The sequence below is a fragment of the Corynebacterium sp. HMSC30G07 genome, from assembly GCF_001806945.1.
Classification (GTDB): Bacteria; Actinomycetota; Actinomycetes; order Mycobacteriales; family Mycobacteriaceae; genus Corynebacterium; species Corynebacterium riegelii.
On sequence record NZ_KV786465.1, the window covers coordinates 345 to 17,980 of the forward strand.

A 17,636-nucleotide genomic window follows, 5' to 3' on the forward strand; every position below is an offset into this window, starting at 1 on the left:
AGCCGTTGCCAAAAGAACCCGATTTTTGTGAACCGCCCTTCCCGGACCCAGAGTACGACTACGGCTGGTCGGAGAACTTCGACCCAGCAGAACTGGTCGATACCCGACCCGAGTAAGAGAATCCAGGTGGCCCGATCCAAAACAAAAACAGGCCATTTTTCCGAAGGAGGCCTCGACCTGGTTCCTGACCTGGGACAAATGAGTGCCGAAATGAGTGCCGAGCTTTCACCAACCGCAAGCCCAAGCCCAAACCCACAGGTCACAATCTCGAAGGGATCTTCAACGCCCAACCGCGAGCCAAGCCAGGCTAGATATCTATTGCAGCATTCTTTTTCTTGAAGGACAATCTCCGATTAAACAGTTTGTTTTCCTAGCGAAAGGAACTCCTGCCGTGTCAGACTTCTCAGCACAGGTTCAAGCGCTCCGATCGATGATCGAGTCCGGAGAGCATATTTCCGAAGACACTGATGGCCTCATCCAACTAGCTACACCAGGTGTCGTCCTTCCCTACTCCAACGGCACTCCGACCGAACATGGTTCGTACTTCGGTGGCAGGCCGTACCTTCCGGAAGGTGCGGCATGGCCCATCGCAAAGAGCGGTCAGCCACTGCTCCACATCATTCAGCTGAATTTTGCGGATATTGTCGGTCATGTGCGTGCGGAGGGGGCGTCGACAAGCGAAGCAACTCTCGACGGATTGATTCCGGAATCAGGAATTTTTCAACTCTTTGTCGGCGCTGATCCCCTCAGCGGCGGATTTACTTCAGATTCGCCTGGCGACGGCATGGAGATTCGCTATATCCCTGAGCCTGCGGAAGGCTTTGGCAACCACAGCTTCCCTGGACCGCATACCGCGGAGCCTGCTGACTTCGATGAAGAGCACGAGGATTTTTGTTCCCCGTTTAGCAAGGATCTTGGGGAGGTTATGAACTCTCCGATTTCCTTGTCTAGTGCAGTGGCAATGATCCCTCCCACTGACCAAGCAGTGTACGAGGCGTTGGAGTCCGAAAAGGACGACGACTTTCTTGATAACGATGAGTACTTTGACGAGCTAGTTGAGATGCGAGCCGCAGCCAGCAACCAAAGCAACATTATGCTTGGCGGTTTCCCCGCTTTCGCCCAAGACCCTTTTCAGCCTGATGGGTACGTTCACTTCCTGGAAATTGATTCCACATATCTGGAAGAAGAGCTTCCCTTCGAAGCGATGTGGGGTGATTTAGGTGTGGCCCACGTATTTCTGCACCCGGACGCATTGAAGAAAATGCAGGCCGGCGAGGCCGTGGTGTACCGCTCCGAAAACACCGGCACGGCCGATGGGGCTGTTTTCTACTGGGACTGTGGCTAGTTTCCCCCTACCCATTCCCCACAAAATCAACTAAAATCCCAAAGCATGGTTAACGAGAAACTCAAAGAAGCAATGACCCAGCAGGTCACCGAGGAATACCGCGCGGCTTACATCTACCGCTACCTGGCAAACGAGATGGACGCCCTGTCCTTCCCGGGCCTGTGCTCTTGGTTTGCCGCCCAGGCCCAGGAGGAGTGCGACCACGCGCAGAAGTTCGCGCAGCACCTCATTGACCGTGGTGAGCGCGTGAAACCGCACGACATCACGATCGACGCGCCGGAGATCAGCACCCCGCTCGACGCCTTCCGCGCAGCACTTGCGCACGAGAAGAAGGTCTCCGAGCAGATCCGCGAAATCACGCGCATTGCTGATGAGGTGGGCGACCTCGGATCGCGCGCTCTGCTGAACTGGTTCCTGGAGGAGCAGATTCAGGAAGAGTCCACGGTGGGCGAGATTGTGGACCAGCTTGAGCTTGTTGGCACTGACGGTTCGGGGCTTTTGCGTATCGACGCCGCGTTGGCCAACCGCAGCACCACCGAGTAGGCCACCGTATAAGCAACCGAAACCGCAGGTAAACGCCCGTTGAATTTGGGGCGAAACCTGCACAAACACCGCCTCTAGCGGTGGCGATTTAAACGCGTGTCATTGACCATGTTGGCGTGACACGCGTTTCTCGTCGTTCGTTTTTCCGCCGCGCCGCAGCCGTCGGTGCGGTGGGTGCGGGACTTGCAACGCAGGCGTTTGCGCAAAGCATGCAGCCGGCGCCGTCGCGGATGCCGCTGGCACAAGACGAGCTCGCACCGCTGCCGTTTGTTCACGGTGTTGCCTCCGGCGACCCGCTGCCAGATGCCGTGGTTATCTGGACGCGCGTAACCCCTGATGAGTACGCCTGGCCGGGCTCCGGAAGAGGATCGCCAACCCCGCTGCGCTGGGAGGTGGCGCAGGATCAGGAGTTCACGCGGATCGTTCGGGAAGGTCACGTGGTGGCTCAGGTTGGGAGGGATCATGGGGTGCACGTGGACGTCGATAAGCTTGAGCCCTCAAGCGTCTACTACTACCGCTTTGTGGTCACGGCCGGGCCGCACGAGGGGGCGACATCGCCGGTCGGGCGGACCAAAACCGCACCAGAAGGGCCGGTTGAGCTGCAGCGATGGGCCGTGGCATCGTGCGCGAACTATGAGGCCGGGTTCTTCGCCGCCTACCGCGACATGGCCGAACGCGCGTGGGACAACGAGCTGGACCTCACCGTGTTCTTGGGCGACTACATCTACGAATACGCACAAGGCGAATACTCCGGCTGGGGACCTGTGCGCCTGCACGAACCGGCGCACGAAACGCTGACACTTGCGGACTACCGCGCACGCTACGGTCGCTACCGTACCGACCGGGACCTGCAGGCTGCGCACGCCGCGATGCCGTGGATTGTGGTGTGGGACGACCACGAAGTGGCCAACAACTTCTGGGCCGAAGGCGCCGATAACCATCAGGTGGATGAGGGGGATTTTCTGGAGCGCCGTGACGCCGCCATCCGCGCCTACTACGAATGGATGCCGGTTCGCACTACTGAGCCGTCGGCGGAAGGCCACATCTACCGCTCCTTTAGGTTCGGGGACCTGGTGGAACTGACCGTCATGGACCTGCGCACCTACCGTGATGTGGAGTTTTGGAAAGGCGGCCGCCGCCAGCCTGGGGACGCCCGCAGCATGCTCGGCGCCGAACAGTACAACTGGCTCATAGACACCCTCCACGAGTCTGATACAACGTGGAACGCGCTGGGCAACTCCGTGATGTTCTCACCCATGCGCCTCGGCGCGGTGATGCAAAGCCCGAAGACGCGCCCGGTGGCAGCGGCGTTGTCGTCCAATATCCTCACCGCCACCGCCCCCGCATACGAGCACTTGCCGCTGAATGGTGACCAGTGGGACGGCTTCGACTTTGAACGCCGCCGCGTGATCAACACCCTTGGGCGGCTAGGAAAAAACCCGATTTTTTTGACTGGGGACATCCACTCCGAATGGGCCCACACCATCTCGTATGAAGGCGAGCAGATCGGCTGCGAAGTTGTGTGCGCCTCTATCACCGCGCCGAACGTGGCCGAGTCGCTGAAGGTGCCCGGTAGCAGCACGCTTATCAACGCCGCCACCCGCTATATCCGCGCCGCCAACCCGAGCCTGCACCACGTTGCCATGGCCACGCACGGCTACTGCGCTGTGACGATCACCCCCGACGCCGTCCACACGAACTGGCGGCGTGTGGACGACATCCTCAACCCCCACTCCCCCGTCTCACCGGGCACGTCGTTGACCTGGCGCAGGGGCTCGGGTTTTACCCCTGTGCCCGACTAGATTCCGGAGCGTCCTTCTTTGCGGAGCCGATGGAGGTGACGGCCTCACCCGGCTCGTGGGAGCACCAGTCATACAGCAGGCCCGCGGTTGCAAGTGCCCCAAGGAGACCCAGTGCGATCGTCCCAAGCTCGCGCAGGTTCGGGTCATTCATGAATGCGCCGAACTGCTCACCAATTGCACCGAACTGGTTGTAGTTGTTGGTGGAGTTATCCCAACCGTTGTTGCCAAGACCGAAGTCAAAGTTCACGTCCGAATTGAACTGGCGTGCCAGCGAGTTCAGCTGGTTGTTCACCTCAGTCATGTACGGCGCGGCCAGGTTACCAGCGACGGCGCCCAGGATGCCGATTGGCAGCAGGTAGAACAGCGGAGAGGTGATGGCGTTTTCGAAGCACTTATTCACCGCGTCGCTGGAACCCTTGCCGTTGTTCGGATCAGTGTTAGGCACGGTTACCTGCACGTCAACGTTGGTGTTGTTCGGGCCCGGGACAGTCACCGTGTAGTCACCCGGCTTGGTGCCACCAGGAACGTGAACGGTGATGTTGTCGCCGTCCTTGGTGTAGGTCCAGCCTTCGGGGACCTTCACGTCACCGTTACCACCCGGGGTCACAATGACCACGTTGTTGCCGCCATTCTTCGGCAGCTCCGGAACCTCAACGGTGATTTCCTTGGTTTCCTTCGACCCGTCCGGGTTGGTGATGGTCACCGGGATGGTGATCTTGGTGCCCGGCTGCACACCATTCGGGATGTTGATGGTGATCTGGCCGTTACCTGGGGTAACAGCAGGCGGCGTGCTGCCGTCCGGCACCTCGGGGGTCTTGTCCTTGTCAATCTCTACCGTTGCGTCCGGACCCTTCGGCACAACAATCACAATGGTGGTGTTGTTGTTCGGGTTCGGGTTGCTCGGCGTATCCGGCTGCTTCGGATCCTTCACAATGACCTTGCCCGGCACCGTTTCGGTCTTACCGGACTTCGGGTCCTTGACGTTGATGAGAATCGTCTTCTCGTCTCCATCCTTGGCGGTGTCCGGAATGGTCACCGTGATCGTGCCGGTGTTCGGGTCAACCTGCGGATCCCACTCGCCCAGGTCCTGCTCCGGGGTGATGGTGAACGTGGAGCCATCCACAACCTTGCCCGTGTGCTCCAACTCAACCTTGGCACCCGGCTTGTCAGTAACCTCGCCGTAGCCCGGCTGGTTCAGCACAGTGACCTTCGCGGGCACTTGCTTATCGACGCTACCGTCCGGGTACTCCACGTCCACCAGAATCGTCTTCTGATCACCCGGGTTCGCGGAGCCCGGGATGGTCACCGTGATGGTGCCGGTATTCGGGTCAACCTTCGGCGCCCAATCGCCCAGGTCCTGGCCCGGGGTGATGGTGAACGTGGAGCCTTCCGGCAGGTCCTTATTGTTCTGCTCCAGAGTGACCTCGGTGTTGACCTTGCCGTAGGTCTCGCCGTAGCCCGGGGTGTGCAGGTTATTCGCGTCATCCTGCACCTTCACCACGGTGGTGATGGTGTCACTCGAGCCATCGGTGTAGGTGACCTTCACGTTGAAGGTGGCCTCATCGCCGTGCTTCGCGCCCTTCGGTGCCGTGACCTTCAGCGTGCCGTCCTTTGCCGGCTGCGCTGTCCAACCCTGCGGCGGGTTAACCACGGTGTAGGTCGCGCCAACGGCGTGGCCGCGCACGTTGCCCGGCTGGGTCTTCAGCGCAACATCGACGGATGCACCCGGCTTCACCGTGCTCGGGGAGTTGTAGGCCGGGGCAAACTTCTGCACTGGGACGGAGCCAACAAACAGGGCAGAATCCTGGTTAACTTGGCCGCTTCCATCAACAACGCGGAGCACCTGGGCCGTGTTGTAGGACTCATGCGCCGAATCCTTGGTAGCTTCGCGCGGCTGAGCAAGCAGCTCTACGTCAACCTTGGCGGCCTTCTTGTTGTCATCAGCGCCGGTTGCGCCCTTGGGAAGGGTGACAAAGACCTTGCCCGAGGCATCCACACGCACCTTGGCGCCCTCGATCTTCTTACCAGCGATGGAGACGTTGCCGGTCAGGCGTGCGTAATCAGACGCAGCACCGTTGGAAACGGTGATGCCGGTGTTGTATTCCTTACCGTCCGCAATAATCGGCTGGGACTTCTTCTCAGAAGGCGTGAGCGGCAAACAATCATCCGACTCAATCGGCCACGGCGCGACATTGACCACAGCCTCCGGGCTCACACGAGACCGCTCGTGCGCCCTGATCGTTGGCGAGGTGATCTTCCAGGCCCACGTCTGCGCCCCCGTCGAGGCAGGGTCCACACCAAGCGTCCCGTGAGCGATCTGCTTCTGCCCCTGGGCCAGGGAGAACTGATCAGGCTTCACCGGAGACAAATCGGTGATGTCCAAGACCGCATTTTCGCCGCTATCGAGCGGGCCGGCATCGTAGCTGCCCTTACTGCGCTTTTCTACGGAATAGTTGTGCGCCGCAGACTGCAGGGCCTCATTCTCCACGGTGATATTCGCCTTCGCGGATTCAAAAATGCGCTCACCCTCAGGGTCCAGGGTGATCCACGGTGTGAACTGGGTGTTGCCAGCGTCCAGACCAACGCCAACCGTCACGCCGCTCTGAGACTGCGCAAAGGCACGTCCTGGCGACACCGAGGTGGTGTTGATAGACAGCACCACGGTGCATTGCCCCTGCTCCGGGTTCGATACCCGCCCCGGAGGGCTGACGAACTCCGCCGGTAGTGCGTGCGCCTGCGGCGCTACAACGGCCGACGCCCCAAGGGCCAGTGCCACCACCCCAGCCGCTGTTTTCTTTGCGATTCCTTACGGTTTCATAAACATCCTTGCATGCATCTCACGGGAAGGTCAGAAGTACCTGAGTTTTTACAGATTATTTCACTATCCGGAAATTTCCAGCCGATTGCAAGCTTTTTCGGGAATTAATTTCAGCGCCACACCCACGGCGCCCGCGGCAGCCGCGACGGATCGAAGCTTCCAAGCAGGTCAGAAGGGTCCGCACCGATTGATTCTGCAAGCATGTGGAGCACCCCTTGCACCCCGCTTGCTTGCGCCATCTCGCGCAACGTCACCGCACCGTCCCGCTTAGCCAAGCGTTTATTCTCAGCATTGACCACCAGCGGCACGTGCACATACTCAGGTTCCTCATATCCCAATAAGGAAGCTACATAAGCCTGGGCAGGTGCGGAAAACAGCAAGTCATCACCACGCACGACTTGGTCGACGCCCTGGAAACCGTCATCCACAACCACCGCAAGGTTGTACGCCCAGTCCCCCGCCTGTGCCTGATCGAAGCGACCACCGCGGCGCAAAATCACGTCATCCACCGGGCCCGTGAACTCCCCGTGGTAGAAGTCCCGCACGGTCCACTCGCGAACGTCTGCACGCAAGCGGATTGCGGGGAGGCGGCCTTCGGAGGAGAGCGTTAGGCGTCGAAAAGCACGAAGCTCCTCCGGAAGATCCCTGCAGGTGCCGGGGTACATGCCGGGCTGGGCATGCGGCGCGGACGCGGCCTCCCGGATGTCGCGGCGCGTGCAATAACACTCATAGGTGGGCAGCGCGGCCAGCGCCTGCGCGTAGGCCCCACCCCGATCGTGCTGGTACAGCACCGGCTCATCCCACTCAATGCCAAGCGCGGCGAGGTCCTCTAGCTGGCGCTTCGCGGACTCCGCACTGGAACGCTCCGAATCAATATCCTCCACCCGCATGTAAAAATTGCGGCCCGACTGGCGCGCGAACAACCACGCCAACACCGCCGTGCGCAGGTTGCCAAAATGTAAATCACCACTCGGGCTTGGCGCATACCTGCCGGCTGGACCTTGGAACATGGCGTTGTACCCCTAGACTTAGCGTTCCTGAATCGGCGTGAATGTCAAACGTAAATCCAATGCGGCAACAATCTTGAGTAGCGTCTCGACGGTTGGATTGCCAACCCCATTTTCAATACGGCTAAGTTCAGCCTGCTGGATACCAGCAGCATCAGCCACAGACTGCTGCGTGGCACCACAATCATGTCGCGCTGACGCCAGAGCAGCACCCACCGCCTTGCGCTCCGCAAGCTCCGCAGTGAACGCGCGTGCTGCTGAACCACGGATCACTTCAGCTGCCGGTGATGCTGAATCCCGATATGGCCGAACAAAGTCCTCAAATTTTGTAGTTCTCATTTTTTATCCCACTTCCTCCAGATCGCGCATCTTGAGCAATGTTATGTGTTTTATCACATACGAGCAAGTGCCTGCTAGGTTCTTCTCCAGCGTCCAGCGCAGCCCTTGCCGCGCGGGTCTCTTTTTGCTCCTGCTTTCGGCTTGGATTGCGCAGCTTGTTATACCCTCCAAGCAGCAAGACAACTTTCCTACCGTAGAACGTGCAATAGACACGGATGAGCACCCGTTTCTTTCGCCACCCTTGCGGGATTTCGTCGCCTAGATCTGGCGGCCCATACTCCTGCAGGATCGTTCCCAAATCGCGTCTTATTCGCAATTCGTAGAGACCTTTTCCTAAGCTTTTGCCCCACTCTGTAGCACAGATCTCAATCCCCAGCGAAGCCAGAACGTGCTCAATCGCTGCGTCCGTCCCACGTGACTCACATGAGCAGATACTTACCCCAAAAGTCCGTCTCAGATCTTACTGAGAACATTCATACTACGAGGTTGCGTGAGCGGGCTGAAACCGTGGGGAGACCCTACTTCTGCTTACCCGCGTAGTAGCGGCCCAAGAATTCGTCCCGGAAGGCCTCATAGTTGCCGTTATCAATGGCAGCGCGGATGTTGTCCACCAGACGGACCATGAACTCCACGTTGTGCATGGTGCACAGCGTGCCTGCCAAGAACTCCTTCGCCTTGAGCAAGTGGTGGATGTAGGCGCGCGAGTAGTTCTCAGACACGTAGCCGCCGAACTCCTCATCCACGCCGGAGAAGTCGCGCTTGAAGCGAGCACCCATCAGGTTAAGGCGCCCGTCCAAGGTGTACACGCCACCACGGCGACCCAGTCGGGTCGGCGCCACACAGTCAAAGGTGTCCGCACCAGCCTCAACAGCGGTGAAGATGTCATCCGGCTCAGAAATCCCCAGCAAGTGGCGCGGTTTGTCCACCGGCAACTCATCAGTCACCCAACCAACAATGGTGCCCAGGTTTTCCTTCTCCAACGCGCCACCGATGCCGAAGCCACCAAAGCCACGGCGGCCGGCCTCACGCGCCTCGCGGTCTAGCTCCAGCAGGCCGCGCGTTGCATGCCTGCGCAAATCCTCATACTGTGCGCCCTGCACAACCCCCCACAACGACTGCTTCGGGCGGTGCGTACGCAGCTCAGTGAGCCGGTGATGTTCATCAAGACAGCGCTTCGCCCAACGACGGGTTCGCTCCACGGAGTGCTCCTGGTACTCGCGGGTGTCCACCAGGGTGGTCAGCTCATCGAAGGCGAACATGATGTCCGCGCCCAGCTGGTGCTGGATCTGCATGCTCACCTCGGGCGTGAAGCGGTGGGAGGAGCCGTCGATGAAAGACTTGAAGTCCACCCCGTCATCATCAACGCGCGCCATGCGGTCCTTGTTTGCTGCGCGGATATCGCCCTCCACAAGCCCTGCGGTATCCATGGCCAGGACCTTCTTAAAGCCCACACCCAAGCTCATCACCTGGAAACCACCCGAGTCCGTATAGGTCGGCCCATGCCAGTTTTCAAAGGCAGCCACGCCGCCAGCCTCATCCACAATGTCCGGACCCGGCTGCAAATACAGGTGGTACGCGTTGGACAGGATCGCCTGCGCGCCGGTGGAGCGGATCTGCTCCGGCGTCAACGTCTTCACCGTTGCCTTCGTGGCAACCGGAATGAACGCCGGCGTTTGAATATCACCGTGCGGGGTATGGATTACGCCCGTGCGGCCGTGCTTGCCCGGCTCGTTGTACAGCTCCGTAGTCAGCTCGAATTCTCTCATCGCGCAGCTCCTTCCAGCTCAGGCTCCAGCCCCTCCAGCTCAGTGCCCTCCACGTCTACTTCCGGCAAGACCTTGTCCAGCCACTTCGGCATCCACCAGGTGGACGGGCCCATCAAGAACATCGTCGCCGGCACCAACGCCATGCGGATGAAGAAGGCGTCAAACAAGACGGCGGCGCCCAGGGCGAAGCCGAAGATTTGAATAAATGGCAACGGCTGGTTGATGAATGCCACGAAGACCGCGATCATAATAATCGCCGCCGCGGTAACCACGCGCGCGCCCTGGGCGAAGCCTTCGACGGTGGAGTGGACCACGGCGCGTCGATAAGCATGAGGCTCCTTGTCGCGCAAGAGGTGCAAATAATGCTCCCGCATGCGGGTGACTAGGAACACCTGATAATCCATGGCCAGGCCGAAGGTGACACCGATGAGGAAGATGGGCAAGAACGACAGGATCGGGGTCGGCGTATTCACCAGGTCCCACAGGCCGTCCTGCCACACCAACACCGTCAGGCCGAACGCGGCGCCGACGGAGAGCAAGAAACCCAGACCAGCAACCAGCGGAACCAATATGGAGCGGAACACCACCATCAGCAACACAATGGCCAAACCAACCACAATGGCCAGGTAAAGCGGCATCGCCTTGGCAAGCTCCTCAGTGATGTCCATCTGCACCGCAGTCAGACCCGTCAAGCCGATGTCAACGCCGGTAGCGTCCTCAACCTGCTGGTTGTTCTCCCGCAGACCATGTGCCACCTTCAGCGTGTACTCCTCCTCAGGGCCGCCGTCAGGAGTGGCCATGATCTGCGCGGCAGTGAAATCCTCATTCACATTCACCAACTGCGCATGCACCACACCGCTGACGCTGTTCGCCTCCTGCGCGGCGTAGAGGAAGCTAGCCAGCGCCGCCTTCTGCGCGCGGCCACCCGCCTCATCCGGCATCGCCGCCATGTACGGCTGCAGGATCTCCGCATCCGGGTTCACCCCGTGGGCGTCCACCACCAGCAACAGCGGCGCGTTCACGCCGGGGCCAAAGCCTTCGGCCATCAAGTCCGCGGACTTGCGCTGCGTGGTGTCCAGGTTGGAGGTGGAGTCAGACGGCAACGCCATCTGCAGCCCCAACACCGGGGCGGACATGGCGCCAAGCGCCACAATCACCACGGCCATCACCAACGCCGGGAAGCGGCGCACAAAATTCACCCAGTTGCGGCCCATGGATCGCTCATGCAAGTGCTCGCCAGCAATCTTGGGAATGCGCCCGGCGAACGCCTTGTTGCCCCACGCGCCAAGCAGCGCCGGCAGCATGGTCAACGCCACCAACACGGAGACGAACACCGTAAAGGCGGCGGCCACGCCCATCCAGGAGAGGAACTCAATGCCGGCGAGCACCAGCGCAACCAGCGCCACAAACACCGTGGCGCCAGCGAACACCACGGAACTACCCGCCGTGCCCACCGCCATACCGGCCGCATCCGGGCCGCTGCGGGTCTTGCGCTCCTGGCGGTAACGCGACAAGATAAACAGCGAGTAATCAATACCCACCGCAAGACCAATCATCACCGCCAAAACCGGGGTGACGTCATTGAGCTCCACCCAATGCGTGGTGGTCAAAATAGCCAGCGCGCCGATGCCCACGCCCACAATCGCGGACACGATGGGCATAGTGGACGCCGCAAACGAGCCGAACGTGACCAGCAGCACCAAAAACGCCACGCCGATACCAATCAGCTCTGAGGTGGTGTTGACCTCAATCGGGTCGCCGTAACCGGCACCGCCCGCCTCTACTTGGAGGCCAGCCGCGCGGCCAATGTCCATCGCATCAGCCACAACCTGGCGGTCCTCTTCCGTGACCTCAAAGTTGGACTCTGCATCAAACTCGAACGTGGTGTAGCCAATCCGGCCGTCATCAGACAAAAGGCGCACGTTGTACGCATCTTTTTGGGCCGCCTCCTCCGGCAGGCCCATCTGCGTCATCTGGCCAACAATGGTCTCCTGCAGCTGCTGATTCACCAGCACCGGGTTGCCAAAACGCTCCGTACCGCGCACTTCAAGGTGCTCATCAATATGGGCGATAACCTCATCCATCGCCGCCATATGCGCGGGGTCCGTCAGCTGCTGGCCTTCAGGGGCGGCAAACACCAAGTTCACACCCGGTGCCGTGGCCACGTTGCCGCCGCCAGGGAAGTTGCGCTCCATGGTGTCCAGCGCGTCAATCGCCGGGGTGCCATCAATGGCAAAGTTTGAGGTAAACGGCTTTGAAAGCGAAAACGCCGCACCGGCAGAAGCAGCCAAGATCAGCAGCCAGGCGATGATCACCTTCCACTTATTCAGGTAGGACCAGCGTCCCAGCTTGTACAGCAGCTTCGCCAATGGGTTTCCATCCTCGGACTAGGAGTGCGAACGTTGGATTCTGTTTAAAAAACCGGCACCGCCTGCCTTGCAGGTGATGCCGGTTTAAAAGTTTAGTGGCGGTAGCGGCGGGATTTGAACCCGCGGAGGTTTTACCCTCACTCGCTTTCGAGGCGAGTACCTTCGGCCGCTCGGACACGCTACCGCAAGCTAGCGTAACGGTTGCGTGCCCGCGTGGCCAAATTCACCACGCCAAGCAGGCACTAGTTATTCTCTGCCTCGCGCTCCTCGCGCTTGTCTTCCACCTTTGCGGCAACCTCGTTAGCCTTGTCCTCAACCTTCGCGGCAACCTCGCTGGCCTTGTCCTTAATAGCGTCGCCAGCGTTAGCCACGGTCTCCTTAACGTTGCCAACCAGGTTGTCAGCCTTGCCCTCGTTCTGCAGCTTCTCGTTATCGGTCAGCTCGCCGAGGCCTTCCTTGATGTTGCCCTTGATCTGGTCGCCCTTGCCTTCCAAAGCCATGGTGTGCTCCTTTTCGTTTTATTGGTTAATAACAATTCCAACCATAGGCGCACTGCCGGCTGCAGCGCCATAACAATTCAGTCACGTAAACCGTTGAAAAAGGTGCTCATCAGCTGGCTAGTTGCTGCCTCCAGCACCCCGCCGCGCACTTCCACGGTGTGCAGGTGCCGCGGGTCCCTCAGCGCGTCCAGCACGCTGCCCACCGCGCCAGTCTTCGGTTCGAAAGCACCAAAGACCAGCGAGGACACCCGCGCCCCCAGGATCGCTCCAGCGCACATCGTGCACGGCTCCAGCGTGACCACCAGCTCGCACCCATCCAGCCGCCACGTCCCCAGGTTCTTGGCAGCTTGGCGGATCGCCTCCACTTCCGCGTGAGCTGTTGGATCGCAGTTTGCTAATCGACGATTCGTCCCAACCCCCACCACTTCCCCACCCGGCCCGTAGACAATTGCCCCCACGGGAACATCCCCCTCCGGAGTCGTTTGGGCTATGGCGATAGCCTCACGCATCCGCTCTTCTGCGGCCTTTGCGGATTCCATGGATTCCGCCCTACGTTTTGGAAGCACGGAGAAACTCGTCTGCAAAGTCCAGGTCCTCGGCGATGGTGAGCGCAAGGTCGTGGGGCGCCGGATCGCTGTCAAGCAAAATGCTCATCATCTGCTCCGAAAGACCAAGGTCAGCGAGGATGTCGAAGTTTCCGTCAGCCCACGCCTCGGTGTCATCGAGCAGATCAATGTCAATGTCAGGGATCTCAAAACCGGCCTCTTCCAGCGCATCTGCGGCGAAGTCGTCGTCGACGGCCATTGTGGCGTCGCTAATCAGGACCCGCACGCTGCTCGGGCCGGGGCGGACGATGAGCAGGTACTCATCCTCTACATTCAACATGGCGAACGCCGGACCCTCACTGCGCAGGGCGCGCACCGCGTCGATGGAAGTTGATATGTCCTCAAAATCATCCCTGAACCGGCGCACTGACCAGCCAGAATCCGTCCTTGCGACGGTAAGGGCATACCCCTCACTGTAAGAGTGGCTCATGGTTTCAACAGCGTAGTCGGCACGCGGCAGTTACAACAGGGGGTTAAACTCATGGTCCATGACCAAACTGCGACCTGTGTGCATTCTTGGCAATGGCCTCATCGGCGGCTCCCTGATGCGCGACCTTGCCGCGCACAACCACCCCACCTTTGGATACACGCACTCCAACGCAGGCGCACGCCAAGCAGCCGCAGACGGGTTCGACGTGATCGTGGACCTTGAGGCCGTCTTGCGGCGTGCCGAGGATCTGGGCGCCCTCATCGTGATCGCCGTGCCGTTCGACGTGGTCGCTGAAATGCTCGATGCCATCGCCCAGTGGGCGCCCAGCTGCGGCATTACCGACGTTGTGTCTGTAAAAGCGCCGGTCTACGCCCTTGTGCATGAGCGCGGCATGCTTGAGCGCTACGTTGGCGGCCACCCGATGGCGGGGACGGAAGCGTCCGGTTGGGCGGCCTCCCAAACCGGGCTGTTCGCGCGCGCGGCGTGGGTGGTCACGTACGACTACGCCGTGGAGTGCTCGGAGGGAACGGAGCGCTTGCCGCAGGAGTGGGCGGATCTTTTTGCCGATGTGTGCCGCATGGTTGCCCTCGTTGGCGCGGAGGCCGTGCCAGTTTCTGCGGAAGCGCACGACGAGGCCGTGGCGCGTGTGTCCCACCTGCCGCACGTGATGGCAGAAGCCCTGTCCATTGTTGGGGATCACGGCTACACGCTGGCCCAGTCACTTGCCGCTGGTTCGTTTAAGGGCGCCACGCGCGTGGCCGGCACGCAGCCGTCTTTGGTGCGCAACATGTGTGAAACCAATGCGGAGCCGCTTGTCAAGGTACTTGATGAATACATTGACCTGCTGGTTCGCGCCCGCGAGGGTCTTGCTTCCGAGAACCCGACGATGGAGTGGCTGGCCGAGTCCGGCTACCGCGCGCACGTGCGCATGAACGCGCGCTCGGGTGCGCGTCGCGAGTCCGTCTCGCCAGTGGCCATTTCCTCGCGCCCGGTGATGCGCGTACACCCGGGCGGACCTGGCTGGGTGAAGCAGCTGAAGCAGATCGAGTCCCTCGGCGGGCGCGTCGAGGTGTTCTAGTCACGTCGGCGGCTGCCCGCCCCCCTACCAAACACAGATATGCAGGGGAAGATATGCAGGTTCCCTGGTCAGAGCGTTTTTTCAATAAGGTGGCCGTTAATGAAAACGGTCCGTGACCTGCAGACCTGCATATCTTCCCCTGCATATTTGTTGAACCCGGAGCAGCCCTTAGGCGACCGGGTGCAGGGGTCTCGGGGGCTTATGCTTCCCGACGCCTACCCATCGCCACATACGCCCCACCAATGAGCATCGCGAGGATACCCAGCGTGATGACCGTGGTCATCGGGGTACCGGTATCCGCCAGATCACCGTCGCGGGTGCTGGTGGTGCTCTTGGAGGTGGACTTCGAGGTCGACTTGGACGTGGACTTCGCGCTGTTCTTCGACGTCGACTTCGCAGCAGTGGTGGAACGGCCCGTGGACACCTTGCCGTTAAGCGTGGTCGAACGCGCCGACGTAGTGGTCTTCGTGGTGGTACCACGGTTAGCCAAACCAGCACCCAACGCAGCCGGACCAGCAAGCGCAGCCACCAGCGGCTCAACCTGCTTGATCACGTCCAAGATCTGCTCCGGCGTGTTCTTGGTCGTGCTAGTGGTGGTCTTCTTGCTCTTCGGGAGCACGAGCTCCGCACCGTCGTCCTTGCGGGAGACGTTCTTGCGCACCGTGTCAAAACCCGAAGGAGCCGTACGAACACCGAGCATGACGTGATCGCCGTTGCCGACGTTGCCCGGGATCGTCACCATGACCAGGCCTTCCGAATCGGTCAGGCCATCAACTTCAATTGCTAGACCATGCACGCTGTACACCTCAGCGTTCTGTACCGGATCGCCGTTCTCAGTCCTCACGGTGATACCGATGGTCACAGTCTTGCGCTCAGCGGTCGTTTTAGTAGTCGAGGTAGTCGTCGGCGTGTAGGTGAACGGAAGCGTGACCTCTTCAATATGGCCCGTGGACTTGGACAGGGTCAGCGTCTTCACATGAGAGTCATAGGTGACGTAGAAAAGACGTTGCTCGCCCACCAGAGAACGCGGAATCGACACAACACCACTGCTATTCGTCTTCAGCTGAATGGGATTTCCATCCGTGGTAATGGTCGCGCCTTCAACATTCTTGCCCTTCTCGTCCTGCACGAGCAGTCGAATGTTTTCGCTCTGGGTACCCTCAGCAGGCTTCGGGTTAGCCTCCGGCTGCTTGTCTTCCGGCTTCGGCTCAGCTGCCGGGTCCTTCGGATCAGCAGGGTCCTCCGCAGGCTTGTCCTCGGCTACCGGATCGTCGGCCTTCTTGTCTTCCGGCTTATCGGCCGGCTTCTCTTCCCGCTTGTCCTCGACCGGCTTCTCTTCCTGCTTGTCCTCGACAGCGGTGTCCTCCAGGACGGTGACGCGCATGCGGGTTTCGCCAGCGTCGACAACGTAGGGCTCGTCCTGAATGTAGGCAATGACGTCCTCGCCCGGAATGGTCAGGGACTTCTGGCCGTTCTTGTCCGTCTTGCCGGAAATGTCCGTACCCGCGATCTCAATCTCGGCGTTGCGCACGGCGTAGCCGTCCGGGCTCACCACAGAGAACAACACGTTACGGGTCTCAGCGGGGGTAACCGTGCTGGAGACTGCAACCGGACCGGTCTCAGAGGGGGTCTCAGAGGGAGTCTCGGAGGGGGTTTCGGGGGCGTCGGAGGAGAGCACGTTGGCGTCGTTACGCAAAGGCTCAGTCTGAGTTTCGGACGGGGTCGGCTCTGCGGTCTCACCAACGACCGTCGGGGCAGTTGGGTTCACCTTGTCAACAGCATTAGCCAGATTGCCCGCGGCGTTGCCAATGCGCTCCAGGTCACGCACGACTTCAGCAGCGTTGACCTGTGAAGACGGCTTCACCGCATCACGTGCGAACTCGCCCGGCAGCGGATCCGGCTTCACAAACTGCGTCACCGGCTTGTAACCCGCGCCAACCGGCAGGTACGCCAGCTCACGGAAGTTATCCACCACAGTGTTGCCAAAGTAGGACGCCACCAGGTCAGTGCCGCGCAGCTCGACGCTCTTCGCAGCGTCATCGGCGAACACAAACGTGCCGTCGCCCTTGGTGTAGGCGTAGTTCAGATCCCCAATGCCGTCCAGGCTAAAGCCCGGGCGGATGGTCACCGGATCAACCGTAACCTTGCCGGTCTTGGTATCCAAGGTCCACTTGTACATGCGGTCACGGTCACGAGAGATGGCGTAGAGCTCATGGGTCTTCTCCGGGTCAATGCCGGAAGCCCACGCGCTAGGAATGCCAATGTCACCCACGTTTGACGGCATGGTGATCTTGCCGGACTTCACGGCCAACGCTCGAGCGTCCGTGATCTTGTCCGACAGCAGCGAATTAGTCAGATCGTCCTTAGACAGATCAATCGTGCGGAACTCCGCGCCCGAGAACAGCACCAACGTACCCGCCGGGGTGATGGACGCAGAGGCAACGTCCTTCGTATTAATACCGCGCAGGTCGAGCGGGCCGAGGTCCGCCAGCTCATGAATATCCGGCTTGATACGCAGCAGGTGGCCGGCCGGCTTGCCGTCCTCACCAGTAGAGATACCGTAAATACGGTCAGCGCCCGGGTTGTAGGCAACAGCCGTGTACGTCCAGCCGCCCGAAGAGTAACGAGCACCCGCAGAACCACTGCCAGGGCGAACACGCTGTGTCACTGCCGCGCCGACCTGGTCAAGATTGCGGCCCAGCATGGAATTCAGCTGGTTCAGACCACGTGCAATGTCATTCGGCTTGATCGCAGCCTGTGACTGCACTGGGGTCAGCGCAAACGTTCCGGCAACGGCAGCTGCCAGCGCAATACCCGCGACACGGGTGTTCCTGGAGTTTTTCATGGGTACCTCTCGTAGATTTTGGGCGCGCTCGAGCACGGCCCAGAAAGCCACGTCTCAATGTACTTGTGTCACAGAGGTATCTCAATACGACAAACCCAGGTGTTGCCCAAAACACCCAGGCAAAAGAAAAAACCCTGGTCTCCCGGGGTTTTCGGTTGGTGCGCCCGGAGGGATTCGAACCCCCAACCT

The 17,636-nt window shown here is 60.3% G+C and carries 13 protein-coding genes and 1 tRNA gene; 4 read left to right on the forward strand and 10 right to left on the reverse strand.

The window, feature by feature from the left end:
• Positions 1–391: 391 nt before the first annotated feature.
• The 3 genes from HMPREF3104_RS06350 (at position 392) to HMPREF3104_RS06360 (ending at position 3,690) form a co-directional block, all read left to right on the forward strand.
• A complete protein-coding gene (locus HMPREF3104_RS06350) occupies positions 392–1,345 on the forward strand; it encodes a DUF1963 domain-containing protein (protein WP_141738155.1) in 954 nt (317 codons plus the stop codon).
• A 45-nt stretch (positions 1,346–1,390) separates the two neighbouring features.
• Positions 1,391–1,888 carry a ferritin gene (locus HMPREF3104_RS06355; protein ID WP_070494859.1) on the forward strand — a complete coding sequence of 166 codons (498 nt, stop codon included), beginning with the start codon at positions 1,391–1,393 and terminating at the stop codon, positions 1,886–1,888.
• A 116-nt stretch (positions 1,889–2,004) separates the two neighbouring features.
• On the forward strand, positions 2,005–3,690 hold the full coding sequence (locus tag HMPREF3104_RS06360; RefSeq protein ID WP_070494860.1) for an alkaline phosphatase D family protein: 1,686 nt from the start codon (positions 2,005–2,007) through the stop codon (positions 3,688–3,690).
• On the opposite strand, the gene HMPREF3104_RS06365 is transcribed toward HMPREF3104_RS06360, so the two are convergent.
• From HMPREF3104_RS06365 to HMPREF3104_RS06405, 9 genes are all read right to left on the reverse strand, one after another.
• On the reverse strand, positions 3,671–6,466 hold the full coding sequence (locus HMPREF3104_RS06365; protein ID WP_141738156.1) for a YPDG domain-containing protein: 2,796 nt from the start codon (positions 6,464–6,466) through the stop codon (positions 3,671–3,673). The genes HMPREF3104_RS06360 and HMPREF3104_RS06365 overlap by 20 nt on opposite strands.
• A 152-nt stretch (positions 6,467–6,618) precedes the next feature.
• Positions 6,619–7,518 (reverse strand): tRNA glutamyl-Q(34) synthetase GluQRS, encoded by a 900-nt coding sequence (gluQRS, locus tag HMPREF3104_RS06370; protein WP_070494862.1) that lies wholly within the window; start codon positions 7,516–7,518, stop codon positions 6,619–6,621.
• Positions 7,519–7,536: 18 nt separating this feature from the next.
• Positions 7,537–7,854: a helix-turn-helix domain-containing protein gene (locus HMPREF3104_RS06375; protein ID WP_083278976.1), complete on the reverse strand. Its 318-nt coding sequence runs from the start codon at positions 7,852–7,854 to the stop codon at positions 7,537–7,539.
• Positions 7,855–8,372: 518 nt separating this feature from the next.
• Positions 8,373–9,620: a tRNA guanosine(34) transglycosylase Tgt gene (gene tgt, locus HMPREF3104_RS06380; RefSeq protein WP_070494863.1), complete on the reverse strand. Its 1,248-nt coding sequence runs from the start codon at positions 9,618–9,620 to the stop codon at positions 8,373–8,375.
• On the reverse strand, positions 9,617–11,989 hold the full coding sequence (locus HMPREF3104_RS06385) for an MMPL family transporter (protein ID WP_070494864.1): 2,373 nt from the start codon (positions 11,987–11,989) through the stop codon (positions 9,617–9,619). Before HMPREF3104_RS06385 ends, tgt begins: the two co-directional genes overlap by 4 nt.
• Before the next feature lie 96 nt (positions 11,990–12,085).
• A tRNA-Ser gene (locus HMPREF3104_RS06390) sits at positions 12,086–12,173 on the reverse strand.
• 58 nt (positions 12,174–12,231) lie between these two features.
• A complete protein-coding gene (locus HMPREF3104_RS06395; protein ID WP_070494865.1) occupies positions 12,232–12,489 on the reverse strand; it encodes a CsbD family protein in 258 nt (85 codons plus the stop codon).
• A gap of 77 nt (positions 12,490–12,566) precedes the next feature.
• Positions 12,567–13,028: a nucleoside deaminase gene (locus HMPREF3104_RS06400; RefSeq protein ID WP_246816372.1), complete on the reverse strand. Its 462-nt coding sequence runs from the start codon at positions 13,026–13,028 to the stop codon at positions 12,567–12,569.
• Between the two features lie 10 nt (positions 13,029–13,038).
• Positions 13,039–13,524, reverse strand: coding sequence for a tRNA adenosine deaminase-associated protein (locus tag HMPREF3104_RS06405; protein WP_070494866.1), 486 nt, complete (start codon positions 13,522–13,524; stop codon positions 13,039–13,041).
• Between the two features lie 58 nt (positions 13,525–13,582).
• Here HMPREF3104_RS06405 and HMPREF3104_RS06410 point away from each other — a divergent pair, with 58 nt between their 5' ends.
• Entirely contained in the window at positions 13,583–14,602 is a 1,020-nt protein-coding gene (locus HMPREF3104_RS06410; protein WP_070494867.1) for a prephenate dehydrogenase, read from the forward strand.
• A 199-nt stretch (positions 14,603–14,801) separates the two neighbouring features.
• Here HMPREF3104_RS06410 and HMPREF3104_RS06415 read toward each other — a convergent pair whose 3' ends face one another.
• Positions 14,802–17,447, reverse strand: a complete 2,646-nt coding sequence (locus HMPREF3104_RS06415) for a hypothetical protein (protein ID WP_070494868.1) — start codon at positions 17,445–17,447, stop codon at positions 14,802–14,804.
• Between the last annotated feature and the right edge of the window lie 189 nt (positions 17,448–17,636).